This window comes from Xanthomonas vesicatoria ATCC 35937 (genome assembly GCF_001908725.1).
Classification (GTDB): Bacteria; Pseudomonadota; Gammaproteobacteria; order Xanthomonadales; family Xanthomonadaceae; genus Xanthomonas; species Xanthomonas vesicatoria.
The window spans coordinates 354,782-371,062 of sequence record NZ_CP018725.1; the positions used below are offsets into that span (position 1 = coordinate 354,782).

Annotated in this window: 14 protein-coding genes; 9 read left to right on the plus strand and 5 right to left on the minus strand. The window is 63.6% G+C overall.

Going from position 1 to position 16,281, the window contains the following annotated elements:
* Positions 1 to 200 precede the first annotated feature (200 nt).
* The 3 genes from BJD12_RS01490 to BJD12_RS01500 all read right to left on the minus strand — a co-directional run bounded on the left by BJD12_RS01490 (position 201) and on the right by BJD12_RS01500 (position 4,597).
* A complete protein-coding gene (locus BJD12_RS01490; RefSeq protein ID WP_005991024.1) occupies positions 201 to 1,406 on the minus strand; it encodes an acetyl-CoA C-acyltransferase in 1,206 nt (401 codons plus the stop codon).
* Between the two features lie 162 nt (positions 1,407 to 1,568).
* Complete coding sequence (locus BJD12_RS01495) at positions 1,569 to 3,941, minus strand: 3-hydroxyacyl-CoA dehydrogenase/enoyl-CoA hydratase family protein (RefSeq protein WP_005991022.1); 2,373 nt, start codon at positions 3,939 to 3,941, stop codon at positions 1,569 to 1,571.
* 23 nt (positions 3,942 to 3,964) lie between these two features.
* The gene (locus BJD12_RS01500; protein ID WP_005991020.1) at positions 3,965 to 4,597 is read right to left on the minus strand and encodes a TetR/AcrR family transcriptional regulator; all 633 of its coding nucleotides are present in this window, start codon (positions 4,595 to 4,597) and stop codon (positions 3,965 to 3,967) included.
* A 219-nt stretch (positions 4,598 to 4,816) separates the two neighbouring features.
* Here BJD12_RS01500 and ndk point away from each other — a divergent pair, with 219 nt between their 5' ends.
* From ndk to BJD12_RS01540, 8 genes are all read left to right on the plus strand, one after another.
* Positions 4,817 to 5,242 (plus strand): nucleoside-diphosphate kinase, encoded by a 426-nt coding sequence (gene ndk, locus BJD12_RS01505; RefSeq protein ID WP_002812972.1) that lies wholly within the window; start codon positions 4,817 to 4,819, stop codon positions 5,240 to 5,242.
* 18 nt (positions 5,243 to 5,260) lie between these two features.
* Positions 5,261 to 6,466 (plus strand): dual-specificity RNA methyltransferase RlmN, encoded by a 1,206-nt coding sequence (gene rlmN / locus BJD12_RS01510; protein WP_005991019.1) that lies wholly within the window; start codon positions 5,261 to 5,263, stop codon positions 6,464 to 6,466.
* 10 nt (positions 6,467 to 6,476) lie between these two features.
* A complete protein-coding gene (gene pilW / locus BJD12_RS01515) occupies positions 6,477 to 7,265 on the plus strand; it encodes a type IV pilus biogenesis/stability protein PilW (RefSeq protein ID WP_005991017.1) in 789 nt (262 codons plus the stop codon).
* Positions 7,262 to 8,122: a helix-turn-helix domain-containing protein gene (locus BJD12_RS01520; protein ID WP_005991015.1), complete on the plus strand. Its 861-nt coding sequence runs from the start codon at positions 7,262 to 7,264 to the stop codon at positions 8,120 to 8,122. The genes pilW and BJD12_RS01520 overlap by 4 nt, the downstream gene beginning before the upstream one ends.
* Before the next feature lie 70 nt (positions 8,123 to 8,192).
* Complete coding sequence (locus tag BJD12_RS01525; RefSeq protein WP_005991013.1) at positions 8,193 to 8,831, plus strand: YfgM family protein; 639 nt, start codon at positions 8,193 to 8,195, stop codon at positions 8,829 to 8,831.
* Positions 8,831 to 10,048 carry an outer membrane protein assembly factor BamB gene (gene bamB, locus BJD12_RS01530; protein ID WP_005991011.1) on the plus strand — a complete coding sequence of 406 codons (1,218 nt, stop codon included), beginning with the start codon at positions 8,831 to 8,833 and terminating at the stop codon, positions 10,046 to 10,048. The genes BJD12_RS01525 and bamB overlap by 1 nt, the downstream gene beginning before the upstream one ends.
* A gap of 10 nt (positions 10,049 to 10,058) precedes the next feature.
* On the plus strand, positions 10,059 to 11,456 hold the full coding sequence (gene der / locus BJD12_RS01535) for a ribosome biogenesis GTPase Der (RefSeq protein WP_005991009.1): 1,398 nt from the start codon (positions 10,059 to 10,061) through the stop codon (positions 11,454 to 11,456).
* Positions 11,457 to 11,614: 158 nt separating this feature from the next.
* A complete protein-coding gene (locus tag BJD12_RS01540; protein ID WP_005991007.1) occupies positions 11,615 to 12,835 on the plus strand; it encodes a molybdopterin molybdotransferase MoeA in 1,221 nt (406 codons plus the stop codon).
* Positions 12,836 to 13,239: 404 nt separating this feature from the next.
* On the opposite strand, the gene moeB is transcribed toward BJD12_RS01540, so the two are convergent.
* Positions 13,240 to 14,382: a molybdopterin-synthase adenylyltransferase MoeB gene (moeB, locus tag BJD12_RS01545; protein ID WP_039422303.1), complete on the minus strand. Its 1,143-nt coding sequence runs from the start codon at positions 14,380 to 14,382 to the stop codon at positions 13,240 to 13,242.
* Positions 14,383 to 14,633: 251 nt separating this feature from the next.
* Here moeB and BJD12_RS01550 point away from each other — a divergent pair, with 251 nt between their 5' ends.
* Entirely contained in the window at positions 14,634 to 15,209 is a 576-nt protein-coding gene (locus tag BJD12_RS01550; protein WP_039422279.1) for a DUF4142 domain-containing protein, read from the plus strand.
* Between the two features lie 227 nt (positions 15,210 to 15,436).
* Here the strand turns inward: BJD12_RS01550 and BJD12_RS01555 are convergent, their stop codons facing one another.
* The gene (locus tag BJD12_RS01555; RefSeq protein WP_005991001.1) at positions 15,437 to 16,192 is read right to left on the minus strand and encodes an OBAP family protein; all 756 of its coding nucleotides are present in this window, start codon (positions 16,190 to 16,192) and stop codon (positions 15,437 to 15,439) included.
* Positions 16,193 to 16,281: the final 89 nt, after the last annotated feature.

The window sequence follows — 16,281 nt, forward strand, 5'->3', positions numbered from 1 at the left end:
GCTGTCGTCGCTAAAGCGGGAGCAGCGCAGTGCAATCGGTGCATCCACCCCAGACATCGATTCCTTCAAGCAATCCCGCGCACAGCGCACCTGCGGCCGGCGGCGGTTGCCGTCAGAAATAAAGAAGGCGTGCTTGCGCACGCCTTCGGTCACTACTGATCACAAGATTGACGCCTTGGCCAATCTTGTCAAACCGATGCTTACAGCGCCTCGATAATGCCCGCCGCACCCATGCCGGTGCCGATGCACATGGTGACCATGCCGTACTTCTGCTGGCGGCGACGCAGGCCGTGCACCAGGGTGGCGGCACGGATTGCGCCGGTCGCGCCCAGCGGATGGCCCAGCGCAATCGCGCCGCCCAGCGGGTTGACCTTGGACGGATCCAGTTCGCTGTCGCGGATCACCGCCAACGCCTGGGCGGCGAAGGCTTCGTTGAGCTCGATCCAGTCGATCTGGTCCTTGGTCAGGCCGGCCTGCTTGAGCGCCTTGGGAATTGCCGCGATCGGGCCGATACCCATCACTTCCGGGCGCACGCCTGCCACCGAGAAGCTGACAAAACGCGCAAGTGGGGTCAGCCCGTAATCCTTGATCGCCTGCTCGGAGGCCAGCAGCACCGCACCGGCACCGTCGCTCATCTGCGAGGAGTTACCGGCGGTGACGCTGCCGCCGAACTGGCCGTTGCGGAACACCGGGCGCAGCTTGGCCAGGCCTTCGAGCGAACTGTCCGGGCGCGGGCCTTCATCAGTGTCGACCAGGCGCTTGCGCAGCGCGATGACATTGCCGGCCAGGTCAGGCTGGTGCGAGAGAATTTCGTACGGCGTGATCTCGTCGCGGAACTCGCCTGCGGCGATCGCGGCGATGGCCTTCTGGTGCGATGCCAGCGCGAACGCATCCTGATCCTCGCGCGAGACCTTCCATTCCTCGGCCACCTTCTCGGCGGTGATACCCATGCCGTAGGCGATGGCCACATGGTCGTCGGCGAACACGTTCGGCGACATGGCGACCTTGTTGCCCATCATCGGCACCATCGACATCGACTCGGTACCGCCGGCCAGCATCAGGTCGGCATTGCCCAGACGGATCTGATCGGCCGCCATCGCCACGGCCTGGATGCCGGACGAACAGAAGCGGTTGATGGTCTGGCCAGCCACGGTGTTGGGCAGGCCGGCCAGCAGCACGCCGATGCGCGCCACGTTCATGCCTTGCTCGCCCTCGGGCATCGCGCAGCCAATGATGGCGTCGTCGATGCGCGACAGATCGATCCCCGGCGCCTGCGCCACGACTGCACGCAACACGTGCGCCAGCATGTCGTCAGGACGGGTATTGCGGAACACACCCTTGGGCGCCTTGCCGACCGGCGTACGCGTGGCGGCAACGATGTAGGCTTCTTGAATCTGCTTGCTCATGGCTATCTCCGATAGCCGGGATTGGGGATTCGGAATTTGGGATTCGTCAAAGCGAATCCCCGTGCCCGAATGTTCCTGCCCGGCGGATAAATTTGGTGGAAGCGAGAAAGTTGGAGGGCAGGGGACCCGCTGTTACGAATCCCCAATCCCGACTCCCGAATCTCAGTTCCTGAGGGGCTTCCCCGTCTTGAGCATGTGCCCAATCCGCGCCTGGGTTTTTTCCTGCTGGGCGAGTTCGACGAAGTGCTTGCGCTCCAGTTTGAGCAGCCATTCTTCATCCACCAGCGCGCCACGATCGACTTCGCCGCCACACATCACGGTGGCGATGCGGGTGGCAATTTCGTAGTCGTATTCGCTGATGAAGCGGCCTTCCAGCATGTTGACCAGCAGCATCTTGAAGGTGGCGATGCCGACGTCGCCGGCGACTTGGATGCGGCGCGCCGGCAGCGGGGCGCGGTAGCCACCTTCGGCCAGTGCGCGCGCTTCGGCCTTGGCGATGTGCAGTGCCTCGTAGCTGTTGAAGACGATCTTGTCGGTGGCGCGCAGCAGGCCCAGCTCCTGGGCGTTGACCGCCGAATTGGAAACCTTGGCCATTGCCACGGTTTCGAAGGTCTTCTTCAGCTCGGCGAACACATCGCCGCCCGGGCCTGCCGCCACCGAGGCGCGTGCAGCGATTTCCTTCAGACCGCCGCCGGCCGGCAACAGGCCGACGCCGGCTTCGACCAGGCCGATATAGCTCTCCAGCGATGCGACGGTCTTGGCGCTGTGCATCTGGAATTCGCAACCGCCGCCCAATGCCAGGCCGCGCACGGCCGAAATCACCGGCACCTGCGAATACTTGATGCGCTGGCTGGTGGCCTGGAAGTTGGCGACCAAGGCTTCGAACGCATTCACCTTGCCGGCCTGCAACAGGCCCAGCGCGCCGGCCAGATCGGCACCGGCAGAGAAGGGCTCCTTCTGCTGCCAGATCACCAGACCGGCGAAGTCCTTCTCCGCGCGGCCCACGACTTCCTGCAGCCCGTTGAGCACGTGGTCGGACACGGTATTCATCTTGGTCTTGAAACTGACCACGGCGATGTCGTCACCGTCATGCCACATGCGCACGCCGTCGTTTTCGAACACGGTTTCGCCCGGCGAGAATTGCTCGCCCAGCAGCGGGTCCGGGAAGCGCTGGCGCTTGTAGACCGGCAGCGCCGAACGCGGCAGCTTGGCGTCGCGTGCCGGGCTGTACGAGCCTTCGGCACCATGCACACCATCGCGGCCATCGAACACCCAGTTCGGCAGCGGCGCGCTGCTCATGCTCTTGCCGTTGGAAATGTCTTCGGCAATCCACTGCGCCACCTGCTTCCAGCCGGCGGCCTGCCAGGTTTCGAACGGGCCCAGCGACCAGCCGTAGCCCCAACGGATGGCTAGGTCCACGTCGCGCGCGGTCTCGGCGATGTCGGCCAGGTGATAGGCGCTGTAGTGGAACAGGTCGCGGAACGTGGCCCACAGGAACTGCGCCTGCGGGTGCTGGCTTTCACGCAGCTTGGCGAACTTTTCGGCCGGGTTCTTGATCTTGAGGATCTCGACCACTTCCGGCGCAGCGGTGCGATCAGCGGCGCGGTAATCCTGCTTCTGCAGGTCTAGCACCACGATGTCCTTGCCGACCTTGCGGAAGATGCCGGCACCGACCTTCTGACCCAGCGCGCCCTTGGCGATCAACGCATCCAGCCACTTTGGCGACTTGAAATACTGATGCCACGGGTCGTCCGGCAGTGTGTCGCCCATGGTCTTGATCACATGGGCCATGGTGTCCAGGCCAACCACGTCCGAGGTGCGGTAGGTCGCCGACTTCGGGCGTCCGACCAGGGGGCCGGTCAGGCCGTCCACTTCATCGAAGCCCAGGCCGAATTCCTGCGTGTGGTGGATGGTGGACAGGATCGAGAACACGCCGATGCGGTTGCCGATGAAGTTCGGCGTGTCTTTCGCGTACACCACGCCCTTGCCGAGCGTGGTGACCAGGAACGCTTCCAGGCCTTCCAGCACGGCCTTGTCGGTGCCCTTGGCCGGAATCAGCTCGGCCAGGTGCATGTAGCGCGGCGGGTTGAAGAAATGCACGCCGCAGAAGCGGTGGCGCAATTGCTCCGGCAACACGTCGGACAGCTTGTTGATGCCCAGCCCAGAGGTGTTGGAGGCCAGCACCGCATGCTCGGAGACAAACGGCGCGATCTTCTTGTACAGGTCCTGCTTCCAGTCCATCCGCTCGGCGATCGCCTCGATGATCAGATCGCAATCGCGCAGCTGCTCCAGGCCAGTCTCATAGTTGGCCGGGGTGATCGCTTCGGCCAGCGCCTTGCTGGCGAGCGGGGCAGGGCTGAGCTTGCCGAGGTTGGCAATCGCCTTGAGCACGACGCCGTCGGCCGGACCGTCCTTGGCAGGCAGGTCGAACAGCACGGTGTCGACGCCGGCATTGGTGAGGTGCGCGGCGATCTGCGCGCCCATGACGCCGGCACCGAGCACGGCGGCGCGACGAACTAGCAACGGATTGGACATAGCAATAGCCTCTTGTGGAACGTTTACGGTGTGGAATGAGCGCGGAAACCGGGTTCCGCGAAACGAATGAGTTCGCGCGCCGCGCGGGCGCGGTGGTCGGCTTCGCTGACGCCGGCCGGACGCTTGATCAGGCCGAAGTCGGCCATGGCATAGGTCAGCGCACCGGCCAGGAAGTCCAGCCGCCAGTACAGCTCTTCCTTGCTCAGGCCCGGCACGCAGGCGGCAATGGCCTTGCCGAATTCGCGCAGCACGTGCCCGTAGTGGTCGGACAGGAACTTGCGCAGGTTGTCGTTCTTTTCGGCATAGGCGCGGGCGATCACGCGCACGAAGGCGCCGCCGTTCTGGCGGTCCTGCGCCATCGCCAGGGCCGGTTCGACGAACGCGGCCAGCACCGCGGTGAGCTCGCCGGGCTGCGATTTCTTCGCGGCCTCCAGCTGTTGTAGGCGGGCGGCGGTCATTTCGTCCATGCGACGACGGAATACCTCGTTGACCAGGTTTTCCTTGGAGCCGAAGTGGTAGTTGACCGCTGCGATGTTGACGTCGGCCTGGGTGGTCAGCTGCCGCAGTGACGTGCCGGCAAACCCGTGCTGGGCGAACAGCTCCTCGGCGGCACCGAGAATGCGGTCCTTGGTGGAGAAGTGGGCGGGCTTGGGCATACGCGGGGTGCTGAACTCAATCAAACGATTGTTTGAGTCTACGGGTTTGGTTGCGGCCAGGTCATGTGGCGATGCAGCACGATTCAGGGGGCGGTGTGCAAACCCCGTTGCGACGGGATAGAATTGACCATCGCAAAGAAGCCTAAGCCCGCGTTTTGACGCGGGTTTTTTTCATGATAACCTCGGGCCTTCAGTGGCCCGCCCAACGGAGAATTCCCAATGGCGCTGGAGCGCACCCTGTCCATCATCAAGCCCGACGCCGTCGCGAAGAACGTCATCGGTGAAATCTATAGCCGCTTCGAAAAGGCTGGCCTGAAGGTCGTAGCCGCCAAGTACAAGCAGCTGTCTCGCCGCGAGGCCGAGGGCTTCTATGCCGTACACCGCGAGCGTCCGTTCTTCAACGCGCTGGTGGAGTTCATGATCTCCGGCCCGGTGATGATCCAGGCGCTGGAAGGCGAGAACGCCGTTGCCGCGCATCGCGACCTGCTGGGCGCGACCAATCCCAAGGACGCTGCGCCGGGTACCATCCGCGCCGATTTCGCCGATTCGATCGATGCCAATGCCGCCCACGGCTCGGACTCGGTCGAGAACGCTGCCAACGAAGTCGCGTATTTCTTTGCCGCTACCGAAGTGGTCTCGCGCTGAGGCCGAGTGAGTCGAATCGTGAATGAGGTCGTGATCCCCTCCGTGCTGCAGGACGTTGCTGTCCCCGCAGCGCCGATGCGCAAGCAGAACCTGCTCGACCTCGATCGCGAGGGATTGGAGCGCTTCTTCGCCGAGACTCTCGGCGAAGCGCGTTACCGTGCCCATCAGGTGATGAAGTGGATTCACCATCGCTACGTCACCGATTTCGACCAGATGACCGACCTCGGCAAGGCATTGCGTGCGAAGTTGCACCAGCATGCCGAGGTGCTGGTTCCGAATGTCGTTTTCGACAAGCCTTCCACCGACGGAACCCACAAATGGCTGTTGGCCATGGGCACCGACGGCAAGAACGCCGTTGAGACGGTCTACATCCCCGACAAGAGCCGTGGCACGTTGTGCGTGTCCTCCCAGGTCGGCTGCGGATTGAACTGCACGTTCTGTTCAACCGCCACCCAGGGCTTCAATCGCAACCTCACCACCGCCGAGATCATCGGGCAGGTGTGGGTTGCTGCGCGCCATCTGGGCAACGTGCCGCACCAGCAGCGCCGCCTCACCAACGTGGTGATGATGGGCATGGGCGAGCCGTTGATGAATTTCGATAACGTCGTGCGCGCGATGAGCGTGATGCGCGACGATCTTGGCTACGGCCTGGCCAGCAAGCGGGTGACGCTGTCGACCTCCGGTTTGGTGCCGATGATCGACCGGCTGTCTGCCGAAAGCGATGTGTCGCTGGCGGTGTCGCTGCATGCCGCCAACGACAGCTTGCGCGAAAGCCTGGTGCCGTTGAACAAGAAGTACCCGATCGCCGAGTTGATGGAGTCGTGCGCGCGCTACCTGCGTGGCAGCAAGAAGCGCGACTCGGTGACCTTCGAATACACCTTGATGAAGGGCATCAACGACCAGCCGGAGCACGCGCGCCAGTTGGCCAGGCTGATGCGGCAGTTCGACAATGCGGTGCAGTCCAAGGACGCCGGCAAGGTCAACCTGATTCCGTTCAACCCGTTCCCCGGCACGCGCTATGAGCGCTCCGGCGAAACGGAGATCCGCGCATTCCAGAAGATTCTGCTCGACGCGCAGGTGCTGACGATGGTTCGCCGTACGCGTGGCGATGACATCGACGCGGCGTGCGGGCAGCTCAAGGGGCAGGTCATGGACCGTACCCGTCGCCAGGCGGAATTTCGCCGCACATTGGAAGGGCAGGCCGATCGAGATGCGGCAGCGTGAACTTGCGTTAATGGCGGTCGCGGCAATCGCGTTGTGCGCGGTTGGCTGTGGTGGTCGCAATGCCAAGGCCGGTTCGGCCAAGCGCGTGGAAGAAGTCGCGCCGGTCTATTCGTTCCGCGACAACAAGTCCACTAAGGACCGCTTGGCGGTGCAGGAAAGGCTGGGCCTGGCCAGCAATCGGATGCGGACCGGCGACTATGCCGGCGCCGAGGAGCAGATCCGCGCCGCCCTGAAGAAGGACCCGCAATCGGTGGACGCCATCGGTATGTTGGCTCTGATCCAGGGCGGTCGCGGCGATATCGCCGGCTCGGGGGCATCTTATCGCCGTGCCGCCGAGCTGGCGCCGCAACGCGGAGATGTATTGAACAATTATGGTGCGTGGGTGTGCGCCAATGGGTCGCCTGCCGAATCGCTGGTCTGGTTCGATCGCGCACTCGCCGACCGAACCTATGCATCGCCCGCGTCCGCACTCGGCAATGCAGGTGGGTGCGCACTCAAGGCGGGGCAGCCTGAGCGCGCGGCAAGCGATTTGCGCAAGGCACTCGAACTGGACCCGAGCAATCCTTATGCGTTGGAGTCGATGGCACGTCTGGAAGCCGGACGTCGCAATTATTTCGAAGCGCGCGCCTTTATCGAACGTCGCCTTTCGGCTGCACCGGTAACGGCTTCCGTGTTACAACTCGCGATTCAGATTGAGCAAGGGCTAGGCGACAAGGTAGCTGCCAGCCGTTACCAACAGCGGTTGGTCAAGGAATTTCCTGACGCAGCGACCGCTAACCCCGGGGCCAATGCATTGTGATCAGTGATTCCAATCCGAACCCTTTCGAGCAGGAAAAGGGCTGCGGGCCGCAGTTGCGCGACGCTCGCGAAGCGGCGGGTCTGAGCGTGGACGATGTCGCGGGCAAGCTGCGCATGCCGGCACATGTGGTGCGATCGCTGGAGCAGGAAGACTGGCAGCGCCTGGGCGCGCCGGTCTTCGTTCGCGGTCAGTTGCGCAGTTACGCACGGCTGTTGCATGTGGATCTGGAGCCGTCGCTGCAGCAGGCGAGCATTGCGCCGGTCGAACCGGTCAAGCTGGTCAGCCATACCCACACTCCGCGCGCGCGCCGCATTCTCGAAAGCACCGCGCGCAAGGCGATGTATGTCGTCATCACCGGCGTGTTTGCAGTGCCGGTCTGGTACGCCACCCGCTCGCATCTGGATGGCAGGTCGCCTAACACCGTATCGCTGGACAGCATGCCCGTCGCGGCGAACGGAGCCGCGTCTAGTAAAGCTGCGGCGCAACCAGCGACAGCGCCGCGCGAGCAGCCAGCACCATATATTGCCTCGATGACGCCGGTTCCGCGCGCAACGCCTGCTGCCGATGCGGCACCCGCGGTGGCGGGCTCTGGCAAGAGTCTGTTGCTGAGTTTCAGCGGTGACAGCTGGGTGCAAATCCTGGCGCCGGATGGCAGTGCAGTCGAAAAAGCATTGATCCGTGCAGGCGAACGCCGCAGTTATTCTCCGGGTCAGGTGGGCCGCATCGTGCTGGGCAATGCGTCGGCGGTAGAGGTTCAGCAAGGCGGCAGTATCGTCGATGTGAAACCGTTCCAGCGCGCTAACGTGGCACGTTTTGCGGTATCCTCCGACGGCTCCGTGGTGCCTGCTTCCGAGTGAAGCGGACTGCGGTTTTTCATTTTTCCCTTTTGATGTTCCGCGCCTCCGGGATGGCGGAGCGAGAGTACGCATGGCGATCGACGATCTGCTGGACGAACACGAACAAGGCGAACGCGTTCGTTCCTGGTTGAGAAAGAATGGCGCAGGACTGGTGGGCGGCGTCCTGCTTGGACTGGCCCTGATCCTGGGCTGGCAGTGGTGGCAGAAGCACACCAACACCGAATTGGTTGAGGCCAACGCGCGTTACGAAGCGGTGGTGAAGTCGATCCAGGGCAAGGACCTGGACAAGGCCGCCAAGGACATTGTGGCGCTGGACGATGGCAAGGGCGGCATCTATGCCGAGCTGGCAGCGCTGCGCCTGGCCAAGGCCCAGGTCGATGCCGGCAAGAACGCCGAGGCGATCAAGACGCTGCGCGACGTACCCGCAGAAGGCGAGCTCAAGCACATCGTGCAGCAGCGGCTTGCACGCGTGCTGACCGAGAGCGGCAAGCCCGACGAGGCGATCAAGCTGCTAGCCGATGCGCAGGATAACGCCAGCCTGGAGATTCGCGCCGATGCGCTGGTCGTTCAGGGCAAGACCGACGAAGCACGTGCGCTGTACGCCAAGGCATTGACCACGGTGGATGTGGCCTCGCCGCAGCGCCGGTTGCTGGAAACCAAGCTGATTGATGTGGGCGGCAAAGTGCCCGATCCGGCGGAGCAGATTTGATGAAGCAGGACACCATGTACAAGCGCATTGCGTTGATCGCCCTGATGGGAATGTCGTTGGCCGGTTGCAGCACGGTCAAGGGCTGGTTTGCTGGTAAGGATGCTGCTGCCAAGAAGGCGCAGGAACCAGCCGAGCTGGTCAAGTTCGAGCCGTCCGTCAAAGTCGACAAGATCTGGTCCACCGGCGTCGGCAAAGGTGAAGGTCATATCGGCGTGCGTCAGCGCCCGGCCGTGGCCGATGGCAAGGTATATGCCGCAGCGATCACCGGCGGCGTACAGGCGCTGGACCTGCAGACCGGCAAGCGCGTGTGGGAATACAAGCCCAAGAAAGAAGAGCGTAACGATCGCAAGTTCAAGCAGCGCCTGTCCGGTGGTCCCGGGGTTGGCGAAGGCCTGGTGGTGATCGGGACGCTGTCTGGTGACGTGATTGCGTTGAATCAGGCTGATGGTACGGAGAAGTGGCGCGCCAAGGTGCCCAACGAGGTGATCGCCGCGCCTGCCGTTGCGCAGAGTCTGGTACTGGTGCGTAGCAACGACGGCCGCGTCAGTGCTTTTGACGCTGCGACCGGTGAGCGTCGCTGGTTCCATGCCGAAGAAGGCCCGACCCTGTCGGTGCGCGGCAATGCGCCGATCGTGACCGGCCCGGGGGTGGTGTTCGTTGGTAACGACAGCGGCACCTTGAGTGCGCTGGCGCTGCAGGATGGCCGCCCGTTGTGGGAGCAGGCCATCGGCGTGCCGGAAGGCCGCACCGAGCTGGAGCGCATGTCCGACGTGGACGGTGCGCCGGTTGTGGACGGCACCACGCTGTACGCCACCAGCTTCAAGAACGAAACCCTAGCACTGGAAGGCCCGAGCGGACGTCCGCTGTGGACGCGCGATCACGGCGGCGCCGGTGGCGTGGGCGTGTCGTCGGCCGTGGTGGTTGTATCCGATAACGCCGGGTCGGTGTGGGGCCTGGACAAGAGCACTGGCGCGGCGATGTGGTCGCAGGCTGCCTTGGCGCGTCGCTCCCTGACCGGTGTGGCCATCCAGGGCGATTACGCCGTGGTTGGTGATTACAAAGGCTACCTGCACTGGCTGAAGCTCAGCGACGGTGCACTGGCCGCGCGCGCTCGCGCTGGACGCGACACGCTGCTGGCGCAGCCGGTGGTCGTCGATGGCATTCTGCTGGTACAAAACACCGACGGCGATCTCACCGCCTTCCGGTTGGCACAATAAGGACCTTGCGATGCTGCCCCTGGTCGCCCTGGTTGGACGGCCCAATGTCGGCAAGTCCACCATCTTCAATGCGCTGACGCGCACCCGTGACGCGCTGGTCCACGACCAGCCCGGCGTCACTCGCGACCGTAACTACGGCGTCTGCCGGTTGGACGAGCAACAACCCTTCATCGTTGTCGATACCGGCGGTATCGCCGGCGACGAGGAAGGGCTCGCCGGCGCGACTGCACGTCAGGCACGTGCTGCGGCAGGCGAAGCGGATCTGGTGTTGTTCGTGGTCGATGGCCGCGAAGGCGCTTCATCGCTGGATGACGAAATCCTGGCCTGGTTGCGCAAGCTGGCGCGGCCGACCGTGCTGGTCATCAACAAGATCGACGGCACCGACGAAGAAACCGTGCGTTCGGAGTTTGCGCGTTATGGCTTCTCGGACGTGGTCGCTTTGTCTGCCGCGCATCGGCAGGGTATCGACGAACTGCTCGAGGAAGTCGGTGCACGCCTCCCCGAGGAAGGGTCCGGCGAGTTGCTGGACAACGATCCGGCGCGCGTGCGGATCGCTTTTGTCGGCCGCCCGAATGTAGGCAAGTCGACGCTGGTCAATCGCCTGCTGGGCGAGGAGCGCATGATCGCCTCCGAAGTGCCGGGGACCACGCGCGATTCGATCGCAGTGGACCTGGAGCGCGACAACCGGCAGTACCGGCTGATCGACACCGCCGGCCTGCGCCGCCGCGGCAAGGTCGAAGAGGCGGTCGAGAAATTCAGTGCGTTCAAGACGTTGCAGGCGATCGAGCAATGCCAGGTCGCGGTACTGATGTTGGACGCAACCGAAGGCGTAACCGATCAGGACGCGACCATTCTGGGCGCGATTCTGGATGCCGGCCGCGCCCTGGTTGTTGCGATCAACAAGTGGGATGGGCAAAGCGACTATCAACGTGCGCAAGCCGAAGACCTGCTGTCGCGCAAGCTGGGTTTCGTCAGTTGGGCCGAGGCGGTGCGGATCTCCGCGCTGCATGGCTCGGGCATGCGCGAGTTGTTCCAGGCCATCCACCGCGCGCACGCCTCGGCGACGCACGAATTCAGCACCAGCGAAGTGAACCAGGCGCTGGAAATCGCCTACGAGACCAATCCGCCGCCGAGCATCCGTGGCCATGTCTCCAAGCTGCGCTACGTGCACCCAGGTGGCGCAAATCCGCCGACCTTCATCGTGCATGGCACGCGCTTGAAGGTGCTGCCGGAGTCGTACAAGCGCTATCTGGAGAACTTCTTCCGCAAGCGCTTCAAGTTGGTAGGGACGCCAGTGCGTTTCATCTTCCGCGAAGGCGCCAATCCGTACGAAGGCAAGAAGAACACGCTCTCCGAGCGGCAGGTGGCACGCAAGCGCCGCCTGATGCGACACGTCAAGGGCAAGTAAGTCCATGACGCATGCCATGGCCGCTTGTGCCATGGCATCGATGGATTGCAGCAGCAGGTGTTTGGTCGCTACCGGCGGGTAATGCACCCGCACGCAGCATCTGGATCCATGCCTATGGGAGTCCCGGGCAGTGATGGGGCGCTGGTATCCTTGATGCCATGAACGACTATCCCACCCGTATTGCTTATGCGCAGGCGTTGCAGATTCTGCATGCCGTGGCCGGCGCCAATCGTCCGCCGGACGAAACCATTGCCACCGCGCGCGCGGATGGCCGCATCTCGGCAGCCGACCTGATTGCGCCACTGGCGTTGCCGCCCTTCGCCAACAGCGCGATGGATGGGTTTGCGTTGCGGCATGTTGATCTGGCTGGAGCGCAGACGCGCTTGCAGCTTGTCGGCGAGCAGTTTGCCGGCGAGCACTGGGGTGGCACGCTTGCGCATGGCCAGTGCCTGCGCATCACCACTGGTGCTCCGCTACCGGCGGGCGCCGATACCGTGGTGCCCAAGGAAGACACCGAAGAGCGCGATGGCGTCGTGACCATCCAGGCGGCGCCGAGCGCCGGTGCATCGGTGCGCTTGGCCGGTAGCGATGTGCGTGCCGGCGATCTGGTGATCCAGACCGGGCAGGTGCTCACTCCGGCGCGTATCGGCCTGGCTGCGGCGCTGGGCGTATCGCGGTTGGCGGTGGCACCGCGACCGACCATTGCAGTGCTGGCCACCGGTGACGAGTTGGTCGAGCCGGGTATGCCGCTTGGTCCCGGCCAGATCTACAACAGCAACCGCGACATGCTGATGGCGCAGCTGCGGGCGCTGGGCTATGCGCCGACCGCGTGGCCGACTCTGCCGGACGACCCGCAGCGCATCCGCACCATGCTGGAAGACGCGGCGGCGGCTTTCGACGTGGTGATCACCTGCGGCGGTGTGTCTGCTGGCGAAAAAGATTACCTGCCGCGCCTGATCCAGGAACTGGGCCGGATCCATTTCTGGCGTGTGCGCATGCGCCCGGGCATGCCGGCGGTGTTGGGGCAGATCGGGCGTTGTCTGGTGTTGGGCCTGCCGGGTAATCCGGTGTCGGTCCTGGCGACGTTGATCGCCTACGGCGTGCCGTTGCTGGACGGGCTGCAGGGGCGCGCCGAGCCGCGCCCGATGTGGCACGCTGCGTTGGCCAGCCCCTGGGAGAAGCGGCACGAGCGCCTGGAATTCCTGCGCGGTCGGCTGGTGTGCGGCGCCGACGCGCGCCTGAGCGCGGAACCGCAGCGGGGGGATGCCTCGCATCTGCTACGTGGCGCGGCCGACAGCAATGCGCTGATCGTCTTGCCGGAACAGGCGCGTCGCTTCGAGGCGGGCGAAATCGTGCGGGTGATTCCGTACGCGTTGTAGGCACACGTCTCAGAGCGGCTAACAAAACGTGGCGAGCAAGTCGTCAGGTGGATGTAGGCAGCGTGCTCAGAGCATTACGAAAGGCCCATGTCGACTCGAGCACCCGCTGCGCTCGCCTGGCGGATGCTGCACAGCGTCTTGTTAGCCGCTCTGAATGATTTGTCTACGCCGCGACGCGCTTGTCGCTTGAGCGAGGAGCAAGCCTTGCGGAAACCGTGTGCTGCTTCGCTTCGCCCGCTGCAAAGACCGCCTCGTTGCGTCGCCCCCTCAATCTGCCTACGCAACGAGCCAGCGCCTGAAACCGGGTGATGGTCCGCCGAGTCGTGCCGGCGGATCTCGCCGCCATCTTCATCAAGGTGCAGAGCAGATGTTGCAGACCTGCAATGCTGCTTCGACGAACGCGCTCAACCAACTACGCTGCCGCAAAACGCCGCATAGTCCGCATAGCCAGGAAAGGCGACGCCCGGCGCGCACAGCGGGCAATGTGGATCGGGCGGCAGGCGAATCTCGCGGAACCGCATCGATAGCGCATCGAAGCTGAGCAAGCGCCCGCGCAGGGTGTCGCCGATGCCAAGCAGCAACTTGAGCGCTTCGGTGGCCTGCAACAGCCCGATCACCCCGGGCAGCACACCAAGCACGCCGGCCTCCGCGCAACTGGGTGCAAACTCCGGCGGCGGCGGTTCGGGAAACAGGCAGCGATAGCACGGTGCCTGCCCCCGGTTGCGACCGGCATCGAATACGCTCACCTGACCTTCGAACTGTTGCACCGCGCCGTACACGAGTGGCTTGCCGAGTTTCACGCAGGCATCGTTAAGCAGGTAGCGCGCAGCGAAATTATCGGCGCCGTCGACAACCACGTCGACATCCTGCAATAAGGCTTCCACGTTGTCGGCGGTAACGCGTGTCTGCACCGGCTCGACTTGTACGCGCGGATTGAGCGCGCTGATACGCTGCGCGGCAGAGTCGACCTTGGCAATGCCGACGCTGTCTTCCGTGTGCAGGATCTGGCGCTGCAGATTGCTGCGGTCGACCACGTCGTCATCGGCTAGGCGCAGATGGCCGACGCCTGCAGCGGCGAGATAGAACGCCGCAGGTGAACCCAGCCCGCCTGCGCCGATCAACAACACGCGCGCGTCCGCCAACCGCTGCTGGCCTTGCACGCCGACCTGCGGCAAGCGCAGATGCCGCGAGTACCGTTCGAGAAAATCCTGCTCGTCCGCCGGTAGTGTCGGGCGTACCAGCGGCAGCCCATCGCGCATCCATGCTGTGGTGCCGCCCAGCACCGATGCAACCTGCGTGTATCCCTGTGCTCGCAATGCATTGGCGGTGTGCGCTGAGCGCTTGCCGCTCTGACAGATCAGCACGATTTCACGTGCGTGTTCGGAAACATGCTGCGCGGGCACGGTTTCAAGGTCGTGCTGCGCAATCGCCAACGCGCCTTCGGCTTGGCCACTCGCGCGCTCGTGCAATTGCCGGATATCGATCAGCAGGGCTCCCTGCAGGGCGCGTGCGCGTGCGTCGGTAGGGGAAATGTCATAGGGGTTCATGATGCCATTGTCGCGCAAATAACCGGGTTTTATGTGCTGTGGCTCGCTGCGGGAACAAGACATGCAAGCCCATTGAACAAGGACTGCGCTCAGCGATCACCGGCGTTCCTATCGCGGGCTTGCCCAACCTTCAGCTGGTGTGATGACCGCCCGTGTCCGGCACATCGCCTTCGCCACGTCTCGACATCCGGGCGACAAACGGGTCACGCAACGCAGCCCAGCATGCAGACACACATCCGTCTGGAGTTTTCATGAAGACACGTCGACCGATTCTCGTGGTACTCGCACTGTGCATTGGCGTCAGTATGTCGGCCCACGCCCAGAACACGCCTCCCTCCGCGAAGGTGACAGGGCAGCAGCAGGGCGATGCCATGCCCAGTGGCACCGAACGCGCTGCGCTCGGGACGCTGAGCGCGATCAATGTGGGAGAGATCAACGCCGCCAATCTGGCGCTGCAGAAGCAGGTGCAGGGTGGCGTGCGTGATTATGCAATGCGCATGGTCAAGGAACATACCGACAACAACCAGAAACTCGAGAAGTGGCAACCGAACACGTCGGCCGCAGACGCCAAGGCGCAAATGGCCAAGGCGAAGACCGAGGCCGCAGCCCTGCAAAAGCTGGACGGCACCGCGTTTGAAACCGCCTACGTCACCGCGATGGTCAAGGACCACACCGATGCGTTGGCGGCACTGGACAAGAAGCTGATTCCTGCCGCCAAGACGCCTGACGTGCTTGCACATCTGCAGACCACGCGCCACCACGTTGCCGACCACCTGGCTGCGGCCAAGGCGTTGCAAGGAGAGAAGAAGAGCGCTGAAGTACGCTGAATCATGACCGGCCTGCCGATCATTCCCGCTGCGAGCGATGCGGACGGAACCGCATCCTGCGCAGCAGGACAATCTTGCAGAACCGCACCAGATTTTGGATGCCCGGTGCGATGCCAATGCTCCGGAAGGGCGCGCCAGAGTTGGATGGCTGTCTCCGCGCCGGATTATGCGTAGGCCTTGTGTGTTGACGGGAGCCCTGCTGCGGGATGCAGCAGGGCTCACAGACGTTACTGCTCAGCCTGGTCGGCATCGACCACGCCAGGGATGGCCTTGGTATCACCGAAGTGGTGACGCAAGGCATCCACACCATGCTGCGGCTTGGCCAAAGAGGTGAGGTCTTGGCGATTGGCGCGACGTTCGGCCGTGGAGACCGAGACGGCCTGATCACGCTGGTCGACAAGGGGTTGCTGCACTTCGCCATCGCGATTGAACGACCAAGCCAACATCGGCTCGCCCAACGGCAATGCGTCGCCGGCTGCGCTGCCCTTGCGCGAATGCCAAGTGTGCCACGTCTTGCCGTAACTGTTCATCTTGCTGCGCATCAGCTCCTTCTCAGCAGCCAGCGGAAGATTCGGAGCCGACAGCTGGCCAGAAAGAATCTCTCCGTTATGCGGATGCCAGTAATTGCGTTCCTGTGCGGGTAATTGCGCAAAAATTTTTTCGGAAATGATGTATTCGATGCCGGTCAGGTTGGCGCTATCGGTATTGCCGTCGTAAAGCGCGCACTGCGCCATATCTTCGTTGACCTGATGGCAGTAGTGATGCGCTTCCATCTGCTCGTCGGGCGCATCTTTCATCGGATGAAAACCAACCAGGTAGATATCGAGTTTTTCGACAGGCCCGCTGGGCTGCAGTACCTTTGCGCCGGCTTCCAATACATCGGTTTTGGTGGTCTCGGGCGCGCCGGGCGGCGTGACCGCAGGCGGGCTGCGCGAGCAACTGACGCATAAGGCCAGGGCGAGCCATAAGGTGGAATGTCGCATGGGGTCTCCAGCAAAGGGGCGTGGATTACTCTAAGAACGCCAATCGTCAGCAGCGCGTGAGTCTCCGCGCATGCCTATGTTGCAGCTTC

Bases quoted from the DNA above. Each gene is read 5' to 3' on its own strand.
- BJD12_RS01540 (WP_005991007.1), top strand. From the start codon at position 11,615: ATGAACGACTATCCCACCCGTATTGCTTATGCGCAGGCGTTGCAGATT.
- ndk (WP_002812972.1), top strand. From the start codon at position 4,817: ATGGCGCTGGAGCGCACCCTGTCCATCATCAAGCCCGACGCCGTCGCG.
- BJD12_RS01500 (WP_005991020.1), bottom strand. From the start codon at position 4,597: ATGCCCAAGCCCGCCCACTTCTCCACCAAGGACCGCATTCTCGGTGCC.
- BJD12_RS01550 (WP_039422279.1), top strand. From the start codon at position 14,634: ATGAAGACACGTCGACCGATTCTCGTGGTACTCGCACTGTGCATTGGC.
- bamB (WP_005991011.1), top strand. From the start codon at position 8,831: ATGAAGCAGGACACCATGTACAAGCGCATTGCGTTGATCGCCCTGATG.
- BJD12_RS01490 (WP_005991024.1), bottom strand. From the start codon at position 1,406: ATGAGCAAGCAGATTCAAGAAGCCTACATCGTTGCCGCCACGCGTACG.
- BJD12_RS01555 (WP_005991001.1), bottom strand. From the start codon at position 16,192: ATGCGACATTCCACCTTATGGCTCGCCCTGGCCTTATGCGTCAGTTGC.
- BJD12_RS01495 (WP_005991022.1), bottom strand. From the start codon at position 3,941: ATGTCCAATCCGTTGCTAGTTCGTCGCGCCGCCGTGCTCGGTGCCGGC.
- der (WP_005991009.1), top strand. From the start codon at position 10,059: ATGCTGCCCCTGGTCGCCCTGGTTGGACGGCCCAATGTCGGCAAGTCC.
- moeB (WP_039422303.1), bottom strand. From the start codon at position 14,382: ATGAACCCCTATGACATTTCCCCTACCGACGCACGCGCACGCGCCCTG.
- BJD12_RS01525 (WP_005991013.1), top strand. From the start codon at position 8,193: ATGGCGATCGACGATCTGCTGGACGAACACGAACAAGGCGAACGCGTT.
- pilW (WP_005991017.1), top strand. From the start codon at position 6,477: ATGGCGGTCGCGGCAATCGCGTTGTGCGCGGTTGGCTGTGGTGGTCGC.